Source organism: Kitasatospora sp. NPDC056138 (assembly GCF_042264695.1).
Taxonomy (GTDB): Bacteria; Actinomycetota; Actinomycetes; order Streptomycetales; family Streptomycetaceae; genus Kitasatospora.
Map to the genome: position 1 here is coordinate 12,630 of NZ_JBHJVK010000071.1, position 25,632 is coordinate 38,261.

Annotated in this window: 23 protein-coding genes; 11 read left to right on the plus strand and 12 right to left on the minus strand. The window is 69.0% G+C overall.

The window, feature by feature from the left end:
• Window positions 1–36: 36 nt before the first annotated feature.
• The 6 genes from ACFC1R_RS31540 to ACFC1R_RS31565 all read right to left on the minus strand — a co-directional run bounded on the left by ACFC1R_RS31540 (window position 37) and on the right by ACFC1R_RS31565 (window position 9,094).
• Window positions 37–3,075 (minus strand): type I restriction endonuclease subunit R, encoded by a 3,039-nt coding sequence (locus tag ACFC1R_RS31540; protein ID WP_375944510.1) that lies wholly within the window; start codon window positions 3,073–3,075, stop codon window positions 37–39.
• 70 nt (window positions 3,076–3,145) lie between these two features.
• Window positions 3,146–4,291, minus strand: a complete 1,146-nt coding sequence (locus ACFC1R_RS31545) for a restriction endonuclease subunit S (RefSeq protein ID WP_375944466.1) — start codon at window positions 4,289–4,291, stop codon at window positions 3,146–3,148.
• Entirely contained in the window at window positions 4,284–5,858 is a 1,575-nt protein-coding gene (locus ACFC1R_RS31550; protein WP_375944468.1) for an N-6 DNA methylase, read from the minus strand. The genes ACFC1R_RS31545 and ACFC1R_RS31550 overlap by 8 nt, the downstream gene beginning before the upstream one ends.
• Before the next feature lie 461 nt (window positions 5,859–6,319).
• Entirely contained in the window at window positions 6,320–7,243 is a 924-nt protein-coding gene (locus ACFC1R_RS31555; RefSeq protein WP_375944470.1) for a phosphorothioated DNA-binding restriction endonuclease, read from the minus strand.
• 122 nt (window positions 7,244–7,365) lie between these two features.
• Window positions 7,366–7,839 carry an NUDIX domain-containing protein gene (locus ACFC1R_RS31560; RefSeq protein WP_375944472.1) on the minus strand — a complete coding sequence of 158 codons (474 nt, stop codon included), beginning with the start codon at window positions 7,837–7,839 and terminating at the stop codon, window positions 7,366–7,368.
• A 28-nt stretch (window positions 7,840–7,867) separates the two neighbouring features.
• Window positions 7,868–9,094, minus strand: coding sequence for a helix-turn-helix domain-containing protein (locus ACFC1R_RS31565; protein ID WP_375944474.1), 1,227 nt, complete (start codon window positions 9,092–9,094; stop codon window positions 7,868–7,870).
• A gap of 135 nt (window positions 9,095–9,229) precedes the next feature.
• Here ACFC1R_RS31565 and ACFC1R_RS31570 point away from each other — a divergent pair, with 135 nt between their 5' ends.
• The 11 genes from ACFC1R_RS31570 (at window position 9,230) to ACFC1R_RS31620 (ending at window position 19,185) form a co-directional block, all read left to right on the plus strand.
• Window positions 9,230–9,787: an ATP-binding protein gene (locus ACFC1R_RS31570; protein WP_375944476.1), complete on the plus strand. Its 558-nt coding sequence runs from the start codon at window positions 9,230–9,232 to the stop codon at window positions 9,785–9,787.
• The gene (locus ACFC1R_RS31575) at window positions 9,784–10,011 is read left to right on the plus strand and encodes a hypothetical protein (RefSeq protein WP_375944478.1); all 228 of its coding nucleotides are present in this window, start codon (window positions 9,784–9,786) and stop codon (window positions 10,009–10,011) included. The genes ACFC1R_RS31570 and ACFC1R_RS31575 overlap by 4 nt, the downstream gene beginning before the upstream one ends.
• 316 nt (window positions 10,012–10,327) lie before the next feature.
• On the plus strand, window positions 10,328–11,425 hold the full coding sequence (locus ACFC1R_RS31580; RefSeq protein WP_375944479.1) for a hypothetical protein: 1,098 nt from the start codon (window positions 10,328–10,330) through the stop codon (window positions 11,423–11,425).
• A gap of 44 nt (window positions 11,426–11,469) precedes the next feature.
• Window positions 11,470–13,464: a hypothetical protein gene (locus ACFC1R_RS31585; RefSeq protein WP_375944511.1), complete on the plus strand. Its 1,995-nt coding sequence runs from the start codon at window positions 11,470–11,472 to the stop codon at window positions 13,462–13,464.
• Window positions 13,464–14,513 carry an enolase C-terminal domain-like protein gene (locus ACFC1R_RS31590; protein WP_375944481.1) on the plus strand — a complete coding sequence of 350 codons (1,050 nt, stop codon included), beginning with the start codon at window positions 13,464–13,466 and terminating at the stop codon, window positions 14,511–14,513. Before ACFC1R_RS31585 ends, ACFC1R_RS31590 begins: the two co-directional genes overlap by 1 nt.
• Entirely contained in the window at window positions 14,510–14,950 is a 441-nt protein-coding gene (locus tag ACFC1R_RS31595) for a hypothetical protein (RefSeq protein WP_375944483.1), read from the plus strand. The genes ACFC1R_RS31590 and ACFC1R_RS31595 overlap by 4 nt, the downstream gene beginning before the upstream one ends.
• On the plus strand, window positions 14,950–15,612 hold the full coding sequence (locus ACFC1R_RS31600) for an HAD family hydrolase (RefSeq protein ID WP_375944485.1): 663 nt from the start codon (window positions 14,950–14,952) through the stop codon (window positions 15,610–15,612). Before ACFC1R_RS31595 ends, ACFC1R_RS31600 begins: the two co-directional genes overlap by 1 nt.
• Window positions 15,609–16,400, plus strand: a complete 792-nt coding sequence (locus tag ACFC1R_RS31605) for a class I SAM-dependent methyltransferase (RefSeq protein WP_375944487.1) — start codon at window positions 15,609–15,611, stop codon at window positions 16,398–16,400. Before ACFC1R_RS31600 ends, ACFC1R_RS31605 begins: the two co-directional genes overlap by 4 nt.
• Window positions 16,397–17,977: a creatininase family protein gene (locus ACFC1R_RS31610; protein ID WP_375944489.1), complete on the plus strand. Its 1,581-nt coding sequence runs from the start codon at window positions 16,397–16,399 to the stop codon at window positions 17,975–17,977. The genes ACFC1R_RS31605 and ACFC1R_RS31610 overlap by 4 nt, the downstream gene beginning before the upstream one ends.
• A 96-nt stretch (window positions 17,978–18,073) precedes the next feature.
• Window positions 18,074–18,721, plus strand: a complete 648-nt coding sequence (locus tag ACFC1R_RS31615) for an L-threonylcarbamoyladenylate synthase (RefSeq protein WP_375944513.1) — start codon at window positions 18,074–18,076, stop codon at window positions 18,719–18,721.
• Window positions 18,722–18,774: 53 nt separating this feature from the next.
• Window positions 18,775–19,185, plus strand: a complete 411-nt coding sequence (locus ACFC1R_RS31620; protein ID WP_375944490.1) for an NUDIX hydrolase — start codon at window positions 18,775–18,777, stop codon at window positions 19,183–19,185.
• A gap of 67 nt (window positions 19,186–19,252) precedes the next feature.
• Here ACFC1R_RS31620 and ACFC1R_RS31625 read toward each other — a convergent pair whose 3' ends face one another.
• The 6 genes from ACFC1R_RS31625 to ACFC1R_RS31650 all read right to left on the minus strand — a co-directional run bounded on the left by ACFC1R_RS31625 (window position 19,253) and on the right by ACFC1R_RS31650 (window position 25,469).
• Window positions 19,253–19,585, minus strand: coding sequence for a hypothetical protein (locus ACFC1R_RS31625; protein ID WP_375944492.1), 333 nt, complete (start codon window positions 19,583–19,585; stop codon window positions 19,253–19,255).
• A 286-nt stretch (window positions 19,586–19,871) separates the two neighbouring features.
• Window positions 19,872–21,632 (minus strand): relaxase/mobilization nuclease domain-containing protein, encoded by a 1,761-nt coding sequence (locus tag ACFC1R_RS31630; RefSeq protein WP_375944494.1) that lies wholly within the window; start codon window positions 21,630–21,632, stop codon window positions 19,872–19,874.
• The gene (locus ACFC1R_RS31635; protein WP_375944496.1) at window positions 21,629–22,204 is read right to left on the minus strand and encodes a hypothetical protein; all 576 of its coding nucleotides are present in this window, start codon (window positions 22,202–22,204) and stop codon (window positions 21,629–21,631) included. The genes ACFC1R_RS31630 and ACFC1R_RS31635 overlap by 4 nt, the downstream gene beginning before the upstream one ends.
• A 448-nt stretch (window positions 22,205–22,652) precedes the next feature.
• The gene (locus ACFC1R_RS31640) at window positions 22,653–23,594 is read right to left on the minus strand and encodes a DUF2637 domain-containing protein (RefSeq protein WP_375944498.1); all 942 of its coding nucleotides are present in this window, start codon (window positions 23,592–23,594) and stop codon (window positions 22,653–22,655) included.
• A gap of 118 nt (window positions 23,595–23,712) precedes the next feature.
• Window positions 23,713–24,342 carry an ATP-binding protein gene (locus tag ACFC1R_RS31645; RefSeq protein WP_375944515.1) on the minus strand — a complete coding sequence of 210 codons (630 nt, stop codon included), beginning with the start codon at window positions 24,340–24,342 and terminating at the stop codon, window positions 23,713–23,715.
• 80 nt (window positions 24,343–24,422) lie between these two features.
• The gene (locus tag ACFC1R_RS31650) at window positions 24,423–25,469 is read right to left on the minus strand and encodes a hypothetical protein (protein WP_375944500.1); all 1,047 of its coding nucleotides are present in this window, start codon (window positions 25,467–25,469) and stop codon (window positions 24,423–24,425) included.
• Between the last annotated feature and the right edge of the window lie 163 nt (window positions 25,470–25,632).

The following is a 25,632-nucleotide window of genomic DNA, read 5'->3' on the forward strand; positions in this document are numbered from 1 at the left end:
GCAGCCGTCACAGCTTGCCGGGCCTCCGCCCGCTCGTCAGTCGACGAGGTAGTGGGCTTCGATGTAGGCCACGGTGGAGTCGTACGGTTCCCCCACTGGCTTCAGCATGTACCGGCGGAAGACTGCGGCGGTGGCGCGGCGGGCGCCCCGGTTACGAGCGTCGGCGTTGTCCCACGACCGGGCGAGGGTGCGAGTAACCACCTGGTCGATCTCCTCGGCCAGATTCCTCTCGGTGACTGTGAGGCCGGACGGTGCGTGGTCGTGGATGATCCGCGACAGGACACCCACGTGGTCGTCGTCCAGCACGACGACAGCCGTGTTGGGGTGCTTCTCGGCGTCCACGACGGCGCGAGCGATCCGGAGTGCTTCGGACAGGAAGTCCAGGGCGTCCTGGGCATTCTGGATGATCCGGTCGCGCAGCAGCCTTATCCGCTCCGCGAGGGCGGTGTACTTCGCGGACCCCGGTTCGACGCCCTTGTCGAGGGCGGCCTTGATGTGGTCCAGGATCTCCGCCGCGGACGGCGGCGTCCTTACCTCACCGTCACCCTTGTCGGGCTTGAGGCGGACGAGGGCCAACAGCTCCTTCAGGATGACAATGCCCTGGGCGTCCAGGACGAGGGGTTCCTCCTGGGAGGCGGCCACGGAGAAGGAGTGGACATGGGCGTTGATGATCTCCAGGACCATCGGCCCCAGCTCGCCCAGCCGTTCCTTCCTCTCCTCATCGGAGGACTTCTTGAACAGAGTCGTGTACACGGATCCGAACAGCCCGAAGCCGTCCTGGTACTTGGCGACCCGCTTGTCGGTGTTGATGAGCGGGTACAGGCGGGCCAGGAGCCGGTAGTCCTTTGTGAACACCTCGGCCGCGTCAGGGTCGGCGTCCAGGAAGATGTTGATGGCCCGTACGGACTCGTAACCGTGGACTGTGAGGTCGAGGCCGTCCACGTCCGCGAGGAGGTCTTCGACGCGGGCGAAGGTCGTGCGGAACTCGGCGACCAGCGCGGACAAGTCAGTGACGAACCCGCCGCCCTTGCCGACTCCCTTCGAGGTGGGGTCGACGACGGCCCGCTGGACCTCTTCGGCCAGGCCGATGTAGTCCACGACCACGCCGCGGGTCTTCACGAACCCCGTCGGGGACACCCAGGTGCGGTTCGGGCGAGTGATGGTCTGGAACAGGCTGTGGGCCTTCAAGGGCTTGTCCAGGTAGAGGACGCCCTCGTTCGGGGCGTCGAACCCCGTCATCAGCTTTGCGGTCACCACCAGGAAGCACAGCGGGTCGTCCGGGGAGAGGAACCGCCGCTTCTGCTCCTCCTCCTCGGCCTCCGAAAGCTTGAACGGCTTCATGGCGGCGACTTCGTCCTTGGCATCCGAGACGGAGATGTTCACCTCGGCGGTGATCCGGGCGTGCTTCCCGACTTTGGCGAGCACCTGTGACGCCTCGAAGCCGGCCAGCAGCTCGTTGATCTTCTCCATGTATGCCACGGCCAGCTCACGGTTGAAGGCGACGACCTGGGCCTTGAGGCCGTTGCGGTAGGCGCCGGCCAGGTAGTGGTCCACGATGTCCTGACAGACCGCGTGGATGCGGTCGGGGTTGGCGAAGACCGAGGTGAGACGGCCGAACTTGCGGGACAGCGTTTCACGGTCGGGGTCATCGAGATCGAAGTCGTCGGCGAACTGGTCGAACTCGGCCTGCAACTCCTGGTCGTTCATCTCGAAGACGACCGGGCGCGGGTCCAGCACGACCGGCACGGTCGCCTCGTCCAGCAGAGACCGGGACACCGAGTAGCGGTGCAGCACCCTGCCCGGGTCAGCCTCCTCGCCGAAGAGGGCGAAGGTGTCAGTGGCGAGGTTCCGTACGGGGGTGCCGGTCATGCCGAAGAACTTCGCGTTCGGCAGCGCTGCGCGCATCTGCCCGGCCAGGGACTTCTGCTTGTCGGACTGGGTGCGGTGTGCTTCGTCGACCAGCACGATGATGTTGGCCCTGGTCGACAGGTTCTCGCCGGCGTCGGCGAACTTGTGGACGGTCGTGGAGATGACACCGCGCACGTCGTCGGCCAGCAGGGAACGCAGCTTCTGGCTGGTCTTGGGCTGGTGGAAGTAGGCGTCCCCCATGGCGGAGGTGAACACCCCGGCGGTGTGTCGGACGAGGTGGGTCCGGTCCGAGAGCAGGATGATCGTGGGTGAATCGGTGCGGGTGTCGGCCAGCAGCAGCGAGGCGGCGAAGACCATAAGCAGCGTCTTCCCCGACCCTTGGTGGTGCCAGACCAGACCTTTCGACCCGCCCTCCAGGACCCGCTCGTGGATCAGGTGGGCGGCCTCCATCTGCGGATAGCGGGGCAGGTACTTGATGTCGGCCCCGCCCCCGGCCGTGTCGAAGAGGACGAAGTTGGCGAGCATGTCCAGGATCGTGGCCGGGTTCATCAGCAGCTCGACGGAGCGCTTCACGTCGGCCTGCCCGGACAGGTTCTCGTCGTCGGCGGTGGACCGGAACGGCTGCCACAGGTTCGTGGGCGCGCCGGCGGCACCGAATCGCAGCTTCAGTCCGTCGGAGGCGACCGCGAACACGTTGGGCGTGAAGAACCAGGGGTACTCGGTGGTGTACACGTTGTTGATCTCGTTGGCGGCATCGACCCACCCGGACTTTGCGGTCGGTGACTTCACCTCAACCACAACGAGGGGCAGGCCGTTGACCCAGTACACGAGGTCGAAGCGACGGGAGGTCTTGCCGGGGACGGTTATGGTCACCTCGTCGGACACGACCAGCGTGTTGGCGGTCGGGTGCTCGAAGTCGATGACCTTCAGGGCGTGCCACACGCCATCGACGTCCCGGAACTCCTTGTGCCCGCGCAGCAGACGCAGTACCTGCTCGTTAGCCCGAACCAGCCCGCCCTCGACGGCATTGACCGTCGCGACGATCTCTTCGACCACGCCGTCCACGTCGAACCCCCCGATCACCCCAGGGTTCAACCTGACGATGGAATCTCGCAGCTGGGAGGCAATCACTGTCTGCGTCGTCTCACGCGGCAACGCTCGCCCCGCGGTGAAGCCCCAGTCCATAGGGAGGGACCACCGGATCATCAAGTTCTGGAACTCGCGCTCCCGAATGCCCTTCGCCACAGTTCAGACCCCCCAGTTCGGCAGACTCAATCTAAATGGTGCGGTTCAGCAGCCCCGCCAGCAGGCCAGCGCGTGCTCCGCTCAAGCGGTTGGCCTCGGCCCGGATCGCGGCGACCTGAGCGAAGAGCGCATCATGCACCTCGACTGCTCGCACCTGTTGTTCCTCATCGAGCAATGGAACGCGAAGAGTTCGATACTTCTCGGCGGTCAGATGCTTAATGGTCGTAACGGTGCACAGGTCTGCAATCGCGCCGCTTGCGTAGGAATGCTTGATGGCGACGTACAGGAAGCGAGGGTCCACCCCAGTGGCACGTACACGGTGCACGGCCTTCTGATAGTAGATCCCGTCAAGGTCCTCGGACAGGATGACGCTTCGGCCTGGATCGCCGCCCTCGCACGACAGGATGTCGCCGGCGCGCAGCGCAAACCGCCCACGGTCCTTCTCAGTGAACGTCATCGTCTTCAGATCGGTGAGGTTCAGACCCTGCCACTGCACGTCGGCATTCCGGACATACGGGGCTTGCTCCGGTCCTGCAGCCCGTTCCTTTGAGAGCATCTTGCCTAGCTGAACTTCAGCAATATCTCCCAAGGGCGCGTTGCGATCGGCAGTTGAGAACTCGGTCGAAATCCAACCGTCGAGAGTCTTCTCTAGTGCGTCCGCCTCGGTGTCGAGTGCGGCGATCTGGTCATCAACTGCGTCGAGTATCTCGACGACTCGCTCTTGTACCTCGCGGGGCGGGATCGGGAATTGGATCTGCAAGAGTTGCTCTGGGTTAAGACGCTTGCGCCGTTGAACCGTCCCGCTCACTCGGTTCTTCATTTCTGCCCACAGTCGCGGTGAACGGCAGACGTGCCGCATCCAGTCGGGCATCACTTCTGGGCCAAGCGTGAATGTCGGGAACTCGTTGCTGACGACGAATCCGTCGAACTCGGCAGGTACTACGGTGATCGGGCCTTCCCACGCGGTCAATTTGCGCATCACGACCTGGTCGACGCGCAGCACGTTCATCGCCGTGTACTCGGTGTCAGCGCCGTCGAATTCGCCTTTAGCGACAAGTCCTTGTCCTGTGTTCCGGACCCCGGCCAAGCGATAGGTTGTTGCGGGCTTCATCGGTGTGCGCTGGATATCGAGGCGCATCACCTCTCCGAGCGAACGAAGCGAATAGTCTTCACTCATCGAAGCCCTCGATCCCGGCGGCGGCGAGAACCGCGAGCATGCGGGCCTCGGTCTTCTGTCGTTCGGCTCGGGCGATGTTGTAGGCATCGACGAGAGTGCCGAGGTCTTCCTGCTCGGCGGCGGACTGCTTGATGTAGCGACCGATATTGAGGTCGTAGTCGTTCGCCACGATCTCTGTGATGGGTACGAACCGTGCCGGCAGGGCAGCTTCTAGGTTGAGGTCCATCGGGTTGCCGTCCGCGTCGAAGTCCGCCTGGTAGGCGCGCACCATGTCGGCAATGTCGACCGTGGTGAGGACATTGCGATTCTTGGCCTTGGCGAACCGCTTGGAGGCATCGATGAACAGCGCCCCATCCTTGCGCTCCAGGGGCTTGGTGCCGGAGGCTCGAAACACCAGGATCGCCGTGGGGATGGCCGTCGAGTAGAAGAGATTCGCTGGCAGCCCGATCACGGCTTCCAGGAGGTCGTCGTCCAGGACTCGCTGGCGGATAGCTGCTTCCTGGCCGCCGCGGAAGAGTACGCCGTGAGGCAGCACGATGCCGGCTCGGCCCGCCATTGGGTCCATGCTAGCGATCATGTGCTGCACGAACGCCCAGTCCGCCGACGACAGGGGCGCGACCCCGCCGATGGCACGCGGGTCCTTGGTCCAGGGCTTCCACTTCATGCTGTAGGGCGGGTTGGCGATGACCACGTCGAACTGCGCGATGGATCCGTCCGACTTCTTCCTGAAGCGCGGGTCCTTCAGGGTGTCTCCAACCTCGACCTTGAAGTCGGTGAGGTTGTGCATGAAGAGGTTCATGCGTGCCACACCCGCGGTGTCCGCTACGGCCTCCTGCCCGTGCAGCTTGAGCGTGTAGCCACGCTTGTTGTGGGCCTTCAGGAGGTTCGCGGAGGCGATGAGCATGCCGCCCGACCCACACGTCGGGTCGTAGACCGATTCGCGGTTTTGGGGGTCCAGGACCTCGACGAGCAGCTCGACGACCTCGCGCGGGGTGAAGAACTGGCCGGCGCGGGTACCGGAGCCGTCGGAGAAGCGCTTCAGCAGGTACTCGTACGCCCCGCCGAGCACGTCGTAGGACATGTTGCCCTCGTGCATCTTCGGGACTCGGTCCATCGCCTGCATGACCGCTGCCAGGACCTCTCCCGACAGCACCTCTTCGGCCGTCCAGGTCATGGCCCCGAAGATGCGGGAGAACTTGTCAGGGTTGGCCGTTTCGATGGCCTGCAGGGAGGCACGGACCCGCTGGCCGAGGCCGGGCCGGGTGACGGTGGCGAGGATGGACGTCCAAGAGGCGCGACGTTCCTGGACAGTCTCGGGGTGGATGAACGGGATCTCGAAGTCCTGGTAGTCGCGGTACTCGATCTCGCGGGCTTCCTCGGCGGAGTAGTCCAGGCCCTGGTTCTCGGCCTGGAACTCCTGGTGGCGGTGCTCCCAGGTGTCCGACAGGTACTTCCAGAACATCAGCGGGAAGACGACCGAGGAGTACTGCGATTCGGGCATCGCCACGCGCAGCTCGTCGGCGGCGTCCCATAGCCGGTTCTCGATCTCCTGCTGGGTCACTGCCATTAGTCGGGGGTGTCCTTGCTCGTCAATGGGCGGCGACCCGAAGGCCGTGGTGTTCCTGCTGGTCACTCGATTCGGGCGCGCTCGACATGTACTCGCCGGGCGTGTCCTGCCGGGTGAACCTGCGCGGGGCGTCGTATCCCCTGTGCGGAACGACTCACCAACGATATCCGTCCCCTGGGACAAGAAACGGTGCAAGCGAGCAGCGGCCAGGTTCCCCCGCTTGTTGATCTTCTTCCGGTCCAGGACACTGCCTGCCTGAGCCGCGCCGTCGGACTTCTCGGCCAGGCGCGCCGTGGTGGCTGTCCCGTCCGAGAGCTCAGCCGCGTCGACGAGCCGCGACGAGAATATGGGTGCCCCCATCGCGGGCACCGAGGCTGGCACAAGCAGCGGTCTCGTAGGCGAGGAGTCGACCCCAGAGCCTGGTGGACGGCGATGAGCCGACGTCGGCCACGTGTCCCCAGTCAGCACAGCGTTTCTGCCGGCGTACGGGGCGCACCATGGAAGACCTGTCGGGCGTGCCACTCTCGGTGCCGCTCCGCGACGGATGGAACGCCCGACTGTGGACCTATCACCGGCTGCCCGGCCAGCGCGAGCACGTGCTGCCGGCTCGCCTCGCTGCGGCCGACGAAGCGCTGCGAGACGAGAATGCGGTGCCCCTCGCCTAGGCCCAGGATGCCCTTGTCGAAGAGCTTGTGGTGCAGCGAGCAGAGGCACAGGCCGTTGTCGACCTCGTCCGGGCCGTCGTACGACCACCACCGCACGTGCGCGGCCTCCAGCCCGACGCTGCTGGCGCCGAGCATCCCGTCGTAGCCGCAGAAGGCGCACTGGAACTCGTACGCCGTCAGGACCATCTCGCGCATCCGGCGGTCCCGCTGCCGACGTGCAGCAGTCTCGGCTTCACCCAGCAGGCCGGCCACGGGCGCGGTCTCGGCCAGTTCCAGGTCGAGGCCGACGGCCTCGCACAGATCGGTGTGCAGTGACGGCGGGAAGTTGATGTCCAGCAGTACTCTGGCGAGCCGCCCCAGCAGCGAAGGTTCCCTGGTGAGCGCTGTGCGCAACTCCGGAACGAGTCTGCCGGTGGCGCCACTGGACCGGAGAAGCCGGATGCCGGTTCCCGGGCTTCCCGGCCCGTGGTCGGTCCGGACCTCCCACACTCCGTCATTGACCAGGTAGTGGAAGGGGTATGCGGGCGTCGTGGGATTCGGCGGCCCGTATTCGACCAACAGCCGCTTCAGCTCCTCCTCGACCACGCTGTAGCGCAGTTCGCTGTGGGTGTCCTGCTGGAAGCTGCCGAGGGCGTACAGCAGCAACAGCGGCTTGTGCGGAGCGCGAACCTCGTTGTTTGTCCACTGTCGCAGCTTCGCCACCCGATCGAGCCAGTCCATGACCGTCAGCGTAGTTCGTGGCACCGACGCCAACTATGCCCTGGTGTCTAGCATCTGCACTCAACAAGGGTGATCGGTAGCCGAGTCGAACCGTCCAGGTTCGAAACGCCCGGGCACCCAGATCAGCAGCGAGGCACCCCGTTCTCCAAGTAGGAGGTTGCCGACGGGGATCGTGCGTCAATCGCGGCGTGGACCCGCCGGGCCAGACGAGGGATGAGGAGCTCGTCGATCTGGTCGGCGGTGTGGAAGGCGTACTCGCCGATCTCCACCCCGTCCAGGTTGATCTGAGCTCGCTCTTCTACGGGGAGGATGCCCCCGTCGAAGACGAAGAGCAGCTTGTCGCCCTCGGTCGGGTGGGGTGCCCAGTCCGCGACGAGGAGGCGACCGATGGGCGGGGTGATGCCGAGCTCCTCCTTGACCTCTCGGGCCGCGCCCTCGCTCGGGGTCTCGCCGGGGTGGAGGTAGCCGCCCGGGATCTCCCAGCCCGGCTTGTACGTGGGCTTCACCAGGAGCACGCGGTCAGCTTCGTCGAAGAACAGCACGCCGGCGGCGGTGCGCGGCTGGGCAACGGCCTCGGGTGCGTCGGAGTCGCTCATGACCATGACTGTAGCCGTCCCCGCCGGACTACCCCACGATGCGCAGCCGCTGGGCCACGCCCGCAAGCTGGTGGCTCGGCTTGCCGCGCTGCTGCCGGACCCAGGTGGTCACCAAGTGCCGTGGGATGAAGTGGTAGCGGACTTGTTCTGGGGCCAGTTCCTCGGCGTCCAGTACCAGGGCGAGTGCCTCGTCCATCCGGTTCTGCGCGCTGTAGGCGCGGGCCACTTCGAGGGTGTGCCGGACACGCCGCTCGAGCGGCAGGGTGGAGGAGTCTACGCGCGGCCCCTGGTCCGCGGCGACCTGGACATCGCCCAGTTCCATGGCCGTCGAGATGCGGTGGATGGCGACGTTGGTCGGCCCGAAGGCCGTCCACATGTGGTTGGCGTCGTGGCCGAGGCGCTGTGCGGCCTGGTCCGCCTCGGCGAGGAACGCGCTCACCGTGGCCCGGTCGTCGAGCCGGGCGGCGGTCACCGCGCCGACGAGGAAGAGCGTCCCGTAGATCGACAGGTAGGTCGGCGAGGCGTCGGCGAGGCCGCTCTCCAGATAGCCCGCTGAGTCCGCCACCAAGTCCCGCGCTGCGGTGAGGCGGCCGCTGGAAAGGAGGCAGTGGGAGACCGATCGGAACAGGGAACCGGTGACGACGAGGTCGCCCGACTCCTGCGCGGCAGCAAGACCGCGGTCGGCGGCCATCCAGGCGAGATCGGCTTCCCCTATCTTCGTCAGCACCATGGCCGCGCCCTGGTAGGCCATCGCGAGCAGGGCCTTGGCCTTCAGCTGCTCCTCGCCGTCGTAGGCACGGACAGCACGCTGGGCGTCGGCGAGGATCTCCGGGATGAGACGAGTGGCTCTGGCGTACCGGGCGTCCTGGTAGGCCGACCATGCGGATCCGACCTCCGCTCGCAGGATCTCCAAGTCGGGTGGCGGATCCGTGGACTCGGACGCCAGTAACGGCGACATGTGCTTGTAGTCCGTGAGTGCTTCGCGCAGTTTCGGTACCGCGCCACCCCGGCCGTCGGTACTCCAGTCGATGAGGGACGGTTCGACCAGCAGGTCGCCCAGTTGTACGTCGAGCGCAGCGGCCAGCGCCTTGATCACCGAGAGCCGGTCGAGTTCGATGCGGCCGTTCTCGACCTTGCTCAGCCAGTCGGCGGTCCGCCCGACGAGGCCGGCCAGTACCTCCTGCGGTATGCCTCGTCGGCGGCGGTACCAGGCGACGCGCTCCCCGATGCTCAGCGTCTCGGTCATTCCTCGCATGCCCCCAGCCTGGCGCTGCTTGGTTTCCTTACCCCGGAAGAATTTTCCGGGTTCCGCTGCATCCATCCTCCTAGCGTTCTGAGGTGCCATCAAGCAGTGCTGATGAGCCGCCTGTTACGAGACGAGGAGGGGCACATGGCGATGGAACGTCGCGGCCGACAGGCCACTGCACCCGCCACGGAGGAGGCGGTCACACTCCACCCGGACTCTGAGCGTCCTCACACCCGTCGGGCACTGGGCAGCCTTGTCCTGGGCGACAGCAGCGTGCCCACGCGGAGCACACGGATCGAAGAAGTCCGGTGCGTCTCGGTGCAGATGAGGTTCGTCCTGTCCGCCCGTTCCGTGCCCTTGATCCGGACGTCTGTGAGGCGGATCGCGGACGCCTGGGGATTCGACGCCTTGCTGATCGACGATGCCGAGCTGATTGCTTCCGAACTCTCGGCCAACGTCGTGTTGCACGGTGACGCGGCGGGCTGCACTTGCTTCGATGTCCGCCTCGTTCCTTGCCCCTGCGGGCTGAGGATCGAGGTCTCGGACGGAAGCCCGCAGTTGCCCAGCGTCGAACACTCCAAGTCGACCTCGGAGCACGGCCGTGGGCTCTTCCTGGTCGAGGCGGTGTGCCTGCGCTGGGGCGTCGAGGAGGGCGGCGGCGGCAAGGTCGTCTGGGCCGAAGTCGGAGCTGATGCGGCGTGAACGCCTACCACGCGCCGCCGACCCAACACCGGGGCGCGCACCACGACCCGTTGGGTGCCGTGCTCACCTGGCTGTGGGCACTCGGCCACCTGATCGTTCTGACGCTCCTCGGAGTCACGGCACACCACCAGCTCAGCGCTGATCACTCCGGCCCCGCCCTGGCGGCCGACCACGAGCCCGACAGCGAGCCACTGCGTGAGCCCGCGGTCGAAACCGGGGCCTGACAACGATGCCAGGCCCGGCACCATCGCGCACCGCTGATCAGAAGGGAGCACAGCCATGACGTTCACCAGCGTTCGCCTGGAGGCGCCGCAGCCTCCGCCGCCACCTCCCCCGCCGCCGCCGGCACCGCCGACCCCGCAGCCGCCCTACCCGGGGCGGTAGGCGGAAGAGAGACCGTGCGGGCCTGCCGGACGGAACCCGGCAGGCCCGCACGGGCTCGTCCTCCCAGACAGCGGTGGGGAGGACGGCATGTCCAGCACGGCGCACAGGCGGACGACTCATCGCAGGCCGGGTCCAGACACCGACGGAGAACGGATCATGACGGCAGTCCTTGGAGACTCATCAACAGCAGCGCTCACCCTCCCGCACGTCGAACGCCTGGCGGACCGCTTCGGCGTGCCGGTCGAGGACGCACTACTCATGGCGATCAACCTGTTGGGCATTTCCTCCGTCCACGCCCGCCACCGGGCCCGAGTCGCAGTGCGCATGGTCACCCGGCCCGAGGTCTCGTGGATGGTGATCGTCCCGCTCAACGCCGAGGCATCGCCGTTCAGGCTGGAGGGCGACGACCTCATGCTGGCCGGCAGCCCGATCGCCACCGTCGAGCGGGTCGCCGCCGACGAGGCGGTCGGCGGGTACTTCCGGGATGACGGTCGCGCCGCCACGCTCAACCCCAACGCCCGCAGCCGCTGCGTGGGGTGCGCGTTCTGCCCGAACACGCTGGAGGCGGCAGCAGACCCCCGGCTCGCCGAGGAACGGGAGCTGACCGAGTTGCTCGCCGCCATGGTCGAACAGCACCCCCACCGGGACCTGACCGAGCTGCGCGAGGTCACCGTGTCGACCGGCTGTTTCGAGCGCGAGCGGGCTGCCGTTGACCACCTGATCGGACTGCGCCAGGTGCTCAGCGCCCACGGAATCGGCGCCCGGATCGGCTTCCTCACCTCGGTGATCCGGAGCGCCGGCGCTTTCGAGGAACTGGCCCAGCGCGTGACGCCGTTCGTGCTCCGGCTGACCGCCGAGTGCTTCAGCCGGCGAGACCTGCTGCTCAAGGCCAGCAAAGCGGTGCTGACGGCCGAGGAGATGCCCGAGGTCCTCCGGCGGGCGATGGCGGCCGGTCATGCCACGTCGTTCACCTACATAGTCGGTCTGGACAGCCTCGCGGAACTCAGCGACGGGGTGTCCAAGTTGATGCCGTTCGTCACCGAGTTCCCGAACTTCCAGGTCTATCAGGCGCACAACTCGATCATGGCTGGCCTGAGGGCTGGCGGGTCGGACTCACTGGAGTTCTACCTCCGAGCGCGCCGCGAGATCGAGCGGATCGTGAGCCCGACTGGGCTCCGTCCGGCAGCCTGGGAGTGCTACCGGCCGCTGTGGTACTTCACCTTCGACGGCGAGAGCCTGGTGCCCCCGTGCTGAGCCGGGCCGATGCGCTCTGGAGGGCCGCCGTCTACGTGTCGGTGGTGCTCCTGCACCTCGACGAGAACGTGCTTCTGGCAGAGCCCTTGCGAGCCCGCCACATCAAGCGCCGACCGACGGGCCACTGGGGAACGGTGCCGGGAACCGCGTGGGCCCTTGCCCACACGGCGCTCGCAGCAGGGGATGCGGCTCCTGACCGGACGCTCGTCCCCGTGCTTGGTGCTGGCCATGCGGGTGTGGTGCAGCTGGCCTTCTCGTGGTTGTCGGGAGAGCTCGCCTCTGTACGTCCGCAGTACTCCCGGGATGCCGTGGGCCTGGCGCGTCTGGCCCACGACTTTCCAGAGGTGGACGGCCTCGGGGCAGAGGTTCACCCCCTGCTCGCAGCGGGGACGGCTCCTGGGGGCTGTCTCGGTGGCGCCTTGGCGTTCGGCCACGGGCTCGCACTGGACGCGCCTGACCGCGTCGTTCTCCCGATCGTCGGAGACGGCGAGTGCGAAACGCCCACCACGGCGGCCTCCTGGTTCGCGGCACGGGCGTTGCCCGCGAGTGCGGTGGTCCCGATCGTCCACGTCAACGGCTTCCGCATGGGCGACCGGTCCCTGCTGGGAGCGATGACGGACGGGGAACTCGCCGGATACGCGGCCGGGCTGGGCTGGCAGAGCCGCGTGGTGCACGTGTCCGTTGCCTCCCGCGAGGAGCACGAGTCCTTCCGGCAGGCTCTCCTGCAGTCCGTGGGGCAGGTCGCGGAGGGTGTGCGGACCGCCGTCTTCCTGCGGTGCGTGAAAGGCTGGAGCGGGCCGGAGCGGATCGGTGAACGGCCCTTACTCGGCACACCTGGCACCCACAAGACACCGCTCGGTCTGGCACGCGAAGACGGCGGCCAGCGAGAGCTCCTGGGGCAGTGGCTCGCCTCGTACCGGCCGGCGGAGTTGTTCGACACCGACGGGCGCCCGACCGGAGAGCTGGCCAGCGCGCTCGAAACGGCAGGGCGGCACCCGGCAGCCCCGCTCTCTCAGCCGACCGCGATCCAGCCCGTATCCCATCGGACCCGGGGCGGCGGCGACTTCGGGCACGCCGTGGGCCAAGTTCTTCGGAACCACGCCGTCGCAGGGGATTTCCGCCTCTTCAGCCCTGACGAGCTCGCGTCGAACCGCCTCGGTGCGCTTCAGGACGAGCCGTGGGTGTCCGAGGTCCTGGCGGAGGAGGTCCTGCTGGGATGGCTGTGCGGCTGGCTCGCCGGTGGCCGCCGCGGTGTCCTGGTGTCCTACGAGGCTTTCGCGCCGCTCCTGACCTCCGGAGTCGTCGGCCACCTCAAGCACCGCCGGCTCACCGCCGGAGCCCCCGCACCGAGTCTCAACCTGCTGCTGACCTCGTACGGGTGGCACAACGTCTACACGCACGGCGATCCTTCCCTGGCGACTGCCCTGCTGGCCACATGCGATCCGGCCGTGCGGGTGCTGACCCCGGCGGACCCTGCGCGGGCGGCCCTCGTCCTGGACGAGGCGCTGGGGTCGACCTGCCGCGTCAACGTGGTGGTCGCCGGCAAGCATGCGACGGCACGGCAGCCGGACGAGACCATCGAGCAGGAACTGGCACGGGGCTTGGCGGTCTGGCCCCACCTGAGCGATGAGGGCGAGCCCGAGCTCACCATCCTGGTTGCAGGCGATCTTCCTGCCGAGGTCACCACAGCGGCGGTTCCGGTGATCCGAGCCCAGTTGGGCTGCCGGATTCGCGTCGTAGGCGTGCTGGACCTGACGGTCCTCGGAGATCCGCAGATCTGGCCAAGGGGCCTGTCGGCGGCCGAGACAGCGACGTACCTCGGCGAGAACGGTGCGATCCTCGTGGCCACGCTGGGCCACCCGGCTGCCGTCTGGGGACTGCTCGCCGGACGGCTCGGCCGTCCCGTCGAAGTCATCGGCTGGCGCGAGCCCCCCGGGCCGATGCCCCAGGCAGCACTCGCTGGTGAACTCGGCCTCGACCCGGCTGGTCTGCTCCAGGCCGCCCGCAAGCTGACCGCCTCGCGGAAGGTGGCGTGCTGATGGACGTCACCATCGACAAGGTCGAGACGATGCTGGTCGGAGCAGGCGCCGCTGCCGGGGACGACACCGTCTTCGTCACCGTGCACGGTGGTGGCCGGACAGGCTGGTACGGCCCGGTCAGCGAGCCCGTCGGCCGCGCTGTCGACGTGCTGTCCCACGCTACGATCGGCCAGCTCGTGACCGACCACGACGGCCACCGAGCACGACTGCAGGTCGCGGCCGGCGGACTGGTCGGCAGCGTGGCCGAGTGGGCCGTCGGAGCAGTGGACTGTGCTCTGTGGGATCTCCACGGACGTCTGGCCGATCAGCCAGTAGCCGACCTGTTGGCCCCGGCAGCGAGCCGCTCGTCCGTACCGGCGTACGCCTCGTGGCTCCGCCTTGATCTCAGCGGCCCTCCCGCGCCGGGTGCCCTGACCCAAGTCGCCGACGAAGGCTGGGCCTTCACCAAGTGGGGTCTCCGGCGCCGACCGGATTCCACCACCGCCACCGAAGCGAGTCACCTTCTCCAGTCCGTGGACCGGGCAGCCGAGATCCTCGACAAGGGCTTCGCCGTCGACGCGGTCGGAACGTGGAGCCCCGAGCTCGCCACTGCATTCGCAAAGCGATTCGACAACCCGGCACTCACCTGGCTGGAAGACCCCTTGCCGGAGCACTACCTGCGGATCTACCACCGCCTTGCCAACGCCGGCCTGCCCGTAGCGATAGGGGAGCGGCTGCGGCCGGACGAAGACCTTCCCATGCTGTTCGACCAGGCGAGGCCGAAGGTGCTCACCATCGACGTCGTCGGCTGCGGTGGGCTCACCCGAGCCGTCGAGATCACCGCAGCGGCTCGCAAGGTCGGCGTCCCCGTCTACCCCCACGGCCGTTCGATGGTGCCGGGGATCCACCTGGCGGCGGCCTTCCCCGACGCCGTCCCTGCCGTCGAGTACCGCCGTCAGTGGGAGCCCCGCCGCCAGACCCTCTACGCCGAACCCTGGACACCCGAGCACGGCCATCTCCCCTCGCCCCGAACCCCCGGCCTCGGCACCCAACCACGGAGACCCCAATGACCCGGAGCAGCGAGAGCCTTCCCGTCCGCGGCACGACCAGGCACGACGAACAGGGCCCCCTCCTCGTGCTCGACCACCGCCTCGACGGCCACGACACCTTCCTGTCCGGCGAACTCGACCTCGGCGATGGGCGTGCGCCAGTGCGCATCATCAGCCTCGACGACGTCACCGTCCTGCGGCCGATGCATCGGGTGGCGGTGCCAGCGCCTGTCTGGTCGGGCACGCTTCACCTGCCGCACGGACTGCGTCCGCGCACCATCCCGACGGACCTCGCGGAGGCGGCCCAGAGGCACGGACGCGACCTGGACGCGCTCGACCAGGCGGAGACGCGGTATGCGCTCACCTTCCTCGGAGAGGCCACGACGGAGTCGATCCGTACGGCGCGCATCGAGGCGATCGTGTCCGCCTTGCCCGTCACCGGAATGGAGACCGCCTGATGGAGCCCGTCCGATCGCTGATCAGCCTCGACATCGGCGGCACGCTGGGGAATGCGCAGGGACCGGGTCTCGCCGCCCACCTGGCCGCCGCCTCGCCGCTCGGCCCGAAGCAAGCACGACGCATCGTGCGCGACGTCCTGCACACCGCGCCCGAGATCACCGATGCGGTGGTCGACCGGGTGTGCCGTGCCCTGAGCATCGAGCCGTCGGCCTTCCCCCGAGACCTTCCGGTGGCCCCGCTCGTGCTGTTCCCGGGGACGGTCGATGCGCTGCAGGAACTCAGCCGGGAGGCGACCGTCGTGACCCTGTCGAACGTCACATGCACGGAGGCCGACCCCGAGCGACTCCTCAAGCTCCTGTCCCCTTGGGTCAGCGGCCACTTCCCCTCGTGCCGTACCGGCTACGCCAAGCCGGACCGCCGGGCCTTCTGGGCGGTCGCCGACTCGCACCAGGTGTCGCCCTCGCAGATCATCCACGTCGGCGACGACTGGGAGTGCGACATCCGAGGAGCCACGGACGCAGGACTGCGCTCCGTGTGGGTGTCCCACGGGCGTACGGTTCCTGACGAAACGTCACTCGTTGGACATGGCGTGCTGGTGGCCAACGATCTCGCTGATGCTGTGCAGCACGTACGTCATCTACTCGCACGGAGGCTTCCATGAGCTTGTTCACCGGCACCGTCGGCTACTACCGCCAGTACCGCCCGGGTATCCCGGAGGAGGTCGCCACCGTCCTCGACCAGGCCGCACCGAAGAGCAGCCCTCGCCGGCTCCTGGACGTAGGCACCGGTACCGGCCTGGTCGCCGAGGCCCTGCTGGACCGGTTCGACGACATCATCGCGATCGACAACGACAGCGAGATGCTCGCGGCGGCGGAGTCGGCTCTCCGCCCCGCTCTGCCGGACGGGACTGCCCTGGCACTCGTCGAGTCCACGGCCGAGGACTTCACGCCTCCGGCGGGCTGGCTCGCCGACCTCGTCACGATCTGCCGGGCCTTCCACTGGCTCGACCAGGCCACCGTCCTCGCACTCCTCGACGACCAGGTCGCGCCAGACGGCGCGGTCGCGATCTTCGGGGACAACAGCTTCTGGGCTGCGGACAGCCCCTGGAAGCAGTCCGTGCGCGCGGTCGTCCAGGAGTTCCTCGGAGAGGAGCGCCGGGCCGGCAGCAGCACCTTCAAGCACCACAACCGGCCCTACAGCGAAATCATGGAGGAGTCCCCGTTCAACCAGGTCGAAGAGGTCCGGGTGCCGGTCCAGCGCACCTGGACCACCGAGGGCATCCTCGGCTACCTCTACTCGACCAGCTTCGCCGCACCTCATCTCTTCGGCGATCGACTCGCCGACTTCGAGGCTGCTGTCCGGGCCGCCCTTGCCGAGCACAGCAGCGACGACACGTTCCTCGAGGACAACGAGTTCCTCATCCGGATCGGCCGCCGGAGCAAGACGTGACGCCAGCCGCAGCAACGGCTCGGCAGTACGGTCGGCTCGCCGCCCCGGACGTCGCTGCCGAGCTCGGTGCCGGATCGGTGCTGTGCCTGCCGATCGGCTCCGTCGAACAGCACGGCCCCCACCTGCCGTTGAACACGGACACGGTCATTGCGGAGCAGTTCACCACACGGCTGGTCGAGCGCTACGGCGACCATCACGACTTGTGGGTGCTGCCGGCGATCCCGTACGGCCTGTCGCTGGAACACATCTGGTCGCCCGGGACGGTCTCGCTGCAGGTGGCGAGCTTCATGTCGCTGCTCGATGCGGTGGTCGGCGGCTACGTCCGATCCACCGCTGCCCGGACCCTTCTGATCGTCAACGGCCACGGTGGTAACCGTGGCGTCCTGGAGGCCGCACTCTACGAGTTGCAGGACCGGTACGCGCTCGCCGCCTGTGTGATCCACCCGAGTTCGCTGTCGGCCTTCCGAAACGAGGGCGAGCTGCCGGAGATCCACGCCGGCCAGCGCGAGACCTCGCTCATGCTCGCCCTCGCTCCCGAGGACGTCCGTCTCGATCGTCTCCCCGTGGACTTCAGTGCCGATGGAGAGCGGCGCAGGGAGATCGACCGTCGGGTGCTCGACCGCGGGGCGACGTGGCCGTGGAACTCCGGCGACAGCGCCATTGCGGCCTGCGGGGTGATCGGCGGCGACCCGCGAGCAGCATCCCCCGACGTCGGCCACACGATCATCGAGAGCGCCCTGGACTTGGCTGCCGGAGTCCTCACCCAGCTTCTCCATCACCGCCCGCAGCAGCCCGCCTTCGTCAGGAGTTCCATGGCCCTCACCCCTGCTGAGAAGAGCGCCTTCATACGTGACGGCCTGCTCATCAAGCGCGGCGCCGTTGACTCCGATCTCGTCGCTCGCGCTCGCGCGCTCGTCGACGACTGGCTCCGAGAGTCGATGGACCCTGCCCTCATCAACTCCTACACCCGGCGCACCTTCGCCCCTGAACTCGGCGGTCACCCCGATCTGCTGGGCCTCTTCTTCAGCTCCGGGGCAGCCGCTCTCGCTGGTGCGCTGCTCGGAGACTTCCAGCCTGTCTCAACCACGCAGATCCAGGTCCGCATCCCCGAGTCGCAGCTCCCCGAGTCGCAACCCGAGAAGGCGATGCACGTCGACGGCGTTGCCTGCCCCCACCTCGATCCCGACGAACTGCGGACCTTCTCGCTCCTCGTCGGCGTGGTGCTCTCCGACATCACGGACCCGACTGGCGGAGCGCTGCGCTACCAGTCCGGCGGACACCTGACCATGTCCGAGTGGTTCCGCGACCAGTGGTCCCTCGGCATCACCGACCAGGTCCCCCCGGACGTCGACGCCCGGACCGGCACGCCGTTCCTCGGGGCACCCGGAGACGTCCTGCTCATGCACCACCTCGTGCCGCACGCCGTAGGCCGCAACCTCAGCCGCGAACCCCGGATCATGGCGTACTTCCGCGTGTCGCACGTCACACATGCCGAACACCGACTCCAGTCACTGCGGGACCCATGGCTGGACTACCCGGGTCTCGCCGGGCTGCACCAGGCCGAGGCGTCCGCGTAGGAACCTCCCGCAGCGCCCCCGCGCCGGACAGCCGCTGGAAGCACTACTGCCGAGTCAGACCTGATCCAACTCGCCGATCTTGAAAGCGGAGTGTTCATGCAGCAGATCTCAACCGACCAGCTCGACCGAGCCGCCAGCGCCCTCGAAGCCGGCGCGCTGGTCATCGTCCCCACCTCGCGCTGGTACATGATCTGTGCCGACGCCACCAACGAGCCCGCCTGCCGGAGCATCTTCGAAGGCAAGCGGCGGCCCACCGCCAAGTCCCTCGTCCTCGTCACCCCGTCCCTGGCGGACTGCGAACAACGCTTCGTGATCTCCGACGAGGCCCGCAGGCTGGCGGAGGCATTCTGGCCGGGCGATCTGGCCCTCCTCCTGCCGTGGCGTGACGCCGACGAGGGCGCTCGGCACTCTGCCGTCGGTACTCCGGCCCTCGTCACCAACTCCCCGGGCCCACTCGGGATGCTGGCCTCGCTGACCCGCACGCCCATCGCCGCGACCACTGTCAACATCTCCGGGGATGCGGGCATCGACGCGCGCGGGCCTGCGATCTCGCCCGAGGAGGTCGCCGACTTCCTGAGCCTCACGGGCGTCAAGGCGACCGTGATCCTGGACGGTGGCGTATGCCCGGCCGCCAACCACCTGACGATCATCGACTGCTCAACGGCTGACGCACGCCTCGTCCGGGCCGGACTCGTTCACGAACACGCGATCGAAGCGGTACTCGGACGCGAGATCCTTTCCTGAACGGAGCCACCGATGCTCCGATCTCGGCGCCACCTCTCGCGGAAGGAGTAGGCGTGACGCAGACGTCTGACGGGGTGCCCGGCATCGCCGCTGCGATCGTGGTTCACAAGGGCCGCGTGCTGATGGTGCGGCGCCAGGTCAGCGAGGGGGAGCTGTCCTGGCAGTTCCCGGCCGGCAAGATCGAGGCCGGGGAGACGCCGTTGCAGGCCGCCGTCCGTGAGACCCGGGAGGAAACGGGCCTGAACGTGGCAGCCGTCAGGCTCCTGGGCGACCGTGTCCACCCGAAGACCGGGCGGCGGCTGTTCTACGTAGCCTGCGCGGCCCAGACCGGGGAGGCGCAGGTAGCGGCTCCCGACGAAGTAGCCGAGCTTGCCTGGGTCTCTCCTGCTGAGATCCCCGCGTACGTGCCCTACGGGATCTTCGAGCCCGTGCAGGCATACCTGGACGGCGCGTCCCTCGGTTGATCTCGCCGCCGGACATGCTCGCCGCGGGGGCGCCACCGGTTCGGTGGCGCCCCCGCACCAGTTCGGCCTACTCGTTCCAGATCGCTCCGGCCATCATCCCGTCGAAGGCGAGGGCTCTCATGGCGGTGTCGAAGTCGTCCCACTGTTGTTCGGGTTCGGTGTAGTGCTCGTAGAAGTCGGCGCGGGCGAGGTCGGGCTCGCGCCATTCGTGGGTGCAGCGGCAGCGGACGAAGATCTGGTCGTGGACGGCGAGGAGGAGCCAGTCGCGGCGGGCGCCGCAGCCGGTGCAGGTGATGGTGATGCCACGCGGGTTAAGCTCGGCGGGGTGTGGGACGGCGCGGATGACGGCACGCGCGGGTTCGGGGGCGGGGTTGTAGAAGTCGTGGTCGTAGTCGGTCATGCGGTCCCTTCGGGTCGGCAGCGGGGCAGCAAGGGACCATACGACGTGCGCTGCCGGAATGGATCTCTCCCAGAGAGAAGGACATCGAATCGACACCGTCGCCTTGCTGCAGGGTAGTTGTGGCGCTCCGGCCGCCGGGGTTTCCTCGGGAAGTCCCGGCGGTCTGGTTCGTTGGCTGGGTCCTGCCTTCGGCGGCGGGTGACGGGTGATGTCCGTGCTGGGCGGGATTGGTGGGTGGGGGCTGGTGGGCGGGTGCGGGGGCTCCGCACCCGCCCGCCTGGGTTGGTCAGCGCGTTCGGCGCACCTGGTCGGGGGCGACCGGCGCCGGCGGTGTGATGACCGGGGCAGCCGGTGTGCCGATGGTGCGGCTGGTCGTGCGGGCGCGGGCTGCCCTGGTGCGCAGTTCGTCGGGGGTGGCGGCCGGTGCGGGGGCGGGGAGGTTGGCGTCGCGGCGGATCCGCCAGGTGAGGACGGCGGCGGGTGAGTCGGCGGTGTCCAGTTCGCGGCGCCCGGCGGCGTTGGTGAGCAGGGTGGTCGGGTTGTGGCCGGCGGCTTCGGCCTGGGCGAGGGTGGCAGCAAGGGCTGCCCAGTTCTCCTCGGAGAGGAGCCGGGTGACCTGGTCGGCGGGCAGGGTGCGGCGGACGGCATCGGCCTGCCGGTCGTGGTCCGGCTTCGGGAGGAGTCGGCCTTCGAGGGTGAGGTGGGCGATCGGCCTGGCCGCGTGCCGGGTGTAGGCGGCGCGAAGGTGGTCGGCCGCCATGCGGGCGGCATCGGCCTGGTGACGGTGGCCTTGGGCGGCGTGCCACTTGGCGATCACGACGGTGAGCAGGACGAGGCTGGTCAGGACCGTGGCGGCGGACGTGCCGTCCTCGCCCCGGCCGGTGGCGGGCCCGGCGTGGAGGAGTTCGCGGGCGGCGGAGCGCATCGCGCGCAGGTCGGCGCCGGCGGCGCGGGTGTGGGCGATGCGGGTGTACTCCAGGGCCCGTGCGGCCTGGTGGAGTTCCTTCCTGCTGAGGGTCGGGCTGGTGGCGGCGAGCGTGTCGAGGACTTCGAGGCCGCCTCGGATCACCGCCTCTGCGCGGGCGGCGTCCTGGACCTCCTCGAAGGCCGGGTAGGTGCGCTCGATGGTGCTGCTGGCCCGGTGGCGGCCGTCAGCGGGCCAGGTGCGGGGGTCGGGTGTGGGGTAGGCGGGTTCGTCGACGCCGAGGGCGAAGCGTGCCTGGATCTTCGGCTGGGTGAGGTCGGAGGCGAGCTTGCTGCCGGAGAACCAGATCGGTCCGCTCTCGTCGCCGGTGGGGAGGGCGAACTTGTAGCCGGTCACGTCACCGGAGGGCGCGCGGCGCACGGCGAGGAGCACGCCCTTCGCGGCGAGCCGGGCGGTGAACTCCTCCTCGTCCGCGGCCCCGGCCAGGGCCTGGCGTACGGCGGTGCGCAGGCGGTCGCGGTCGGTGCCTTCCCGGCCGAGGCGCTGGGCCTTGTGCAGTTCCTTGCCCTTGGCGCGCTTGGGGATCGCATCCCGGTACTCGTGGGTGCGGGTGTCGGAGAGGTCCTTGAGCTTGTACTCGCGTTCGATCTCGGTGAGCTCGTCCTCGACGCGGTACTGGTCGCCGCGCAGGCGGGCCTGTGTGAGGTCGGCGCGCACGGTGGTGGCGAGGATGTGGATGTGGTCGTCGGCGTGGCGCACGGCGATCCAGCGGCAGCCGTTCGGGTCGCCGTCTGGTGCGATGCCGGCGGCGGCCACGATCCGGCGGGCGATGGTGCCCCACTCCTCGTCGCTGAGGATGCGGTCGGTCGGGTCGGCGCGCACCGGGCGGTGGTAGACGTGCTTGGTGACCGGCCTGCCGTAGCGGACGACGTGTAGGTCGAGCGCGTCGCGAAGTTGGACGAGGATGGCACCGGGGTCGCCCGGGTCGCGGCCGGGGTCGGGGGCGAAGCCGGCCCAGGACGCGACGATGTGCGCATCGGTGTGCTCGTTGGCCTTGCCGGGACCGAAGAGGTACTTGAGTGCGCCGAGCGTCTTGGACCCGCGCAGGGGCTTGCTGATCATCGGCGCTTCGCTTTCGCCAGGCGCATGGCCGACGCGTCGACCTCCGCGACGGCCATGCGGACCTCGGCGACCAGGGCCAGGGCCCTGTCGAGGACGGCTGCCGCAGGTCCCGGTTCGACGCCGATGCCGGCGTTGAGCCGGTAGGCGATCTGGTTGGCGTTGTTGCCGACCGGCGCCAGCTGGCCGCGTGCCGCGTCGAGTGCCGTGATGGCCCGCTCCAGACGCTCGTCACGGGTGGTGATGCCGACGAAGTCCTCGGCCAGCGCTTTGCGCTCCAGGTAAGCGGCAACGTTCAGTTCGGCTGCGGCGGCCAGCTGCTCGATGCGCGTCTTCGTCTCTTCAGTGCAGCGGAAGCCTACCTCCGTCGTCAGGGGGTTCTCGGGGTCGCGGCGGCGACGCTTCGCGGTGCGCTGCTTGCGGCTGGCGGCGCTCGCGGAAGGACTGACGACGACGGTGAGCGGCAACGCGTCGGCGATGGGCTCGGACGCTGTGTTGGTGGGCTTCTCCTGCTTCGCCGCGCCCTCGCGGTGAAGCTCCGGTGCTGCCGCCCTCGGCAGCACCGGCTCGTCCACGCCCTCCTGGGCGGGGGCATCCGCGTGCGTGGCCCCGTAGGGGCCCCGTACGCACTCGCTTGCTCCGCCAGGGGTAGGGAGGTGGTCAACTCCGCTGCGGTCCTGGGAGCTTACAGGCTTCCCGAGCAGGCTGTGCAGGGTTCGTCGGACGGCGTTCACGCGTGTGGTTCCTCGGTGGCGGCGGGCGATACGGGCTGGTGGGTGTGTGGGTGGGCAGTGTCCGGGTGGTTGCCGGTTTGGCCATGCCGGAATTCGCAGGTATGGGCGATGCGTCAGGCGCGGCCTTCCCGGGACGGACCGCCACATGGGACTGGTGTCCGCGGTGCGAGTCGAGTCCGGCCGGGTGCAGTGACCGGGCGGCGGGGCCTTCTGCCGAGTGCGGCTGTGGGTCGGCAGAAGTCGGTGTCCGGCTGACCGACCGGGCCGGTCAGCCGGACACCGGGGCCGGTCAGTCGGCCTCGGGGCGCGGAGGGTTCTGTTCGTCGGCTTGCTCCTCGCGGAGCTTTCGCATCAGCTCGGTGAGGCGGGTACTGCCGAGCGGAAGGCCGGCGTCGCGCACGGCCTGTTCGACGATCGCGCGGGTGAGACGGCCCTCGGCGGCGACCGCCGCGCGACCCACCTCCAGCAGCCGCTCCATCGGCGCGCCCGGCGGACGCCCGATCGGCTTGTTCTCCGCCCCGGCGGCACCTCCGGCGGCTTCGGCCTGGGGGTCCGGGTCATCGGCCGGTCGGCCGTCGGCTTCTGCCGGTTCGGGGTCGGGCAGCGCGTCGCGCCACTCGGCGGGCAGAAGTCCGGCGGCGGACAGGAGCGTCAGGAGCGCGTTCTCGTCGCTGAGGTCCTCCGCCCGTTCCAGCCGGAGCTCCGGTTCGGGGTCGGCGGTCACCGGGTCGGCAGAAGTCTCGGTGCGCGGAAGGGCGTTCTGCTCGGCCGTTGCGGTGTCGTGGCCGTGGCGGGCGATGAGGATGTAGAGGTGGACGGCGCCGCCGAGGGCGAGCGGGGCGAGGGTGGACAGGATACCGACGACGGTGTCGGTGAGCCTCAGCCCGCTGCCGATGGTGGGCAGTTGGTTGAGGCGGACGGCGTGCAGGGCGTTGGCCCAGACGCTGGTGGCGGTCGCTCCGGCGAACAGCGTCCACGCGTAGGCGCGGGCAGGCCAGCGGGCCTCGCGCAGGACGAGCAGGGCACGGACGCCGTAGGCGATGAAGCCGTCGACGATGATCGGGAAGAGGTAGGTGAGCGGTCCGCGCACGTGGGTCGCGCCGGCCATCTGCCGCAGCGCGTCGTAGGACAGGACGAAGCCGAGGACGCCGAGCAGGGCTACCGCGAGGCGGTCCCAGACGGTCGCCTGGGCAGACGGCGTTCGGGTAGGGGGTATCGCGATGGTGGTCAAGGGTGGTGCTCCAGGGGTGGCCTCGCCGCAGGCGGGCGTGGCGAAGCGGCGAGGAGATGGCGGGGTGAAGTTCGGGGGGTCCGCGCACCGGCCGGGGTGTGCCGGGCACCGGCGCCGGTCAGGCGGCGGTTCGCCTGCGGCGGTCGGTGCCGGTGAGGATGGCGCGTTCGCACATCTCGGCGAGGCGGGAGGCGGTGCGGTCGCCGAGGGCGTTCTTGATATCGCCGGGCGCCAGGTTGGTGGTGAAGATCGTCGGGAGCAGGTGCTCGTAGCGGTGGTCGACCAGCCGCAGAGTGAGCTCCTCGGTCCACTCGGACGCCTTGGCGGCGCCGAGGTCGTCGAGGACCAGCAGCGGGCTGGTCATCAGGTCGCGCATCTCCCGCTCGGTGTCCGCGCCCTGGCGGGGCCGCTGGGAGGCGTACAGCTCGGTGGCGGTGAGCTTGGTCCAGCGCAGACGAACCCCGGCCTTCAGCAGGCTGCGGATCGCCCCGTACGCCTGGTGGGTCTTGCCCGAGCCGGTGGGTCCGGCGATCAGGAGCGAGGGGCCCTGGGCGATGCCCAGGGTGCCGCCGGGGCCGGGTCGGCAGGCCAGGGTGACCTGCTGGACCCAGGTGGTGACCTCCGGGTGGTCGGCTTCGGCGAGGCGGTAGCGCGGCGGGATGCGGCGGTCGGCGAGCTCCAGTGCCGTGGAGGGCTGGTCGGTGTCGGGGAGCGGCCGGTCGGGGTCGATGCCCTTGGCGGCCAGCATCCGTTCCAGGCGCAGGGCGGCGCCGGAGGCCGGCTGCGGGTCGCGACGCTCGTCCGTGCGGCGGGGGTTGGGCAGGCTGGTCACAGGTCCCCCTCGTAGTAGTCGCGGGCGTCGGCCGGGTTGGCGAAGGGGCGGTACGGGGATCGGGCAGCGCTCTGCCCGGTGCGGGATGCCCCGGCGGGCTGGGCGTTGATCGCCTCGTGGACCATGCTGGGCAGCACGCTCGGGCTCATCGGCTTTGCCGCGTAGAGCTGCAGTCCGGCGCGGATGTCGTCGTCGCTTGTGCCGCCGTCGAGCAGGTCCTTGATGACCTTGCCGAGGTGTCCACGCACGTTGGCCGGTACCGGCTTGGGGCAGGTGGCGACGTACTCGGCCAGCAGGGCGCCCGCGTTCACCGACGGCTTGCCGGCGGGCGTGCCGACCAGGACCGGGCCGTCCCGGTCGGGTGCTGCCGACGAGGGTGCCGGGGTGGGCGCGGCGCCGCTGCCCCCTTTAGGGGTAGATCCATGGTCCAAGGTCCATGGTCCAGGCACGACGTTCTCCGGAGCCCTCCGGAGGGACTCCGGAGAAGCCGTCTGACCTGCACTTTCGCTCGGAGCTGCCGCCTCGGGCGCCGGAAGGGCTACTGCGGGGGCGGACTCGGCGTCGGCCGAGCGGGGCCGTTGGGCGGGGACGGTCTCCGCGAGGGTCGCGAGCGGTTCCGGACGGCTCCGGAAGTTCTCCGGAGCCGGGTGCGCGCAGCCCTTGCCCTTGGCCTTGCACTTGCCGCACCAGCCGGCGGGCTCGTGGACGGGGCAGGCGGGGAGGCGCGAGGGAGTGGGGTGGGAGATCTTCTGGTGCTCGTGCCACTTGGTGACGTGGAGGTACTGGCGGCCGTCGCAGCCGGTGTACCGGCAGATCAGACCGGTCTCGGCGAGCTGGCGAAGCTCGTCCTCGGTGTCGAGCGCCGTGTGCTCGGGCCGCAGCGACCACAGGGCGCCGTTGAGGACGGCCGCGTTGTCGCGCTGGCGCCCCTCGTCGTCGGCCTGGGTGAGCAGGCAGACGAACGTGCGCTCGGCAGTCAGGGAGACCGAGGCGAGGTCTTCCGAGACGGGGTACTCGGGCTTGATGGTGCGGATGCGCGCCATGGCCTACCACCCCGCCTTCGGGCAGGAGGCGTGCGAGACAAGGCGTGCGCTGGCGGCACGCGGCGTCGTACGCTTGGGCACGGAGATTCCTTCCCCGGTGACATTTCGGACGGCAATCCGGTCACCGCGGTCGATCGTCGTGGATGGGCGGTTAGGGGATCCG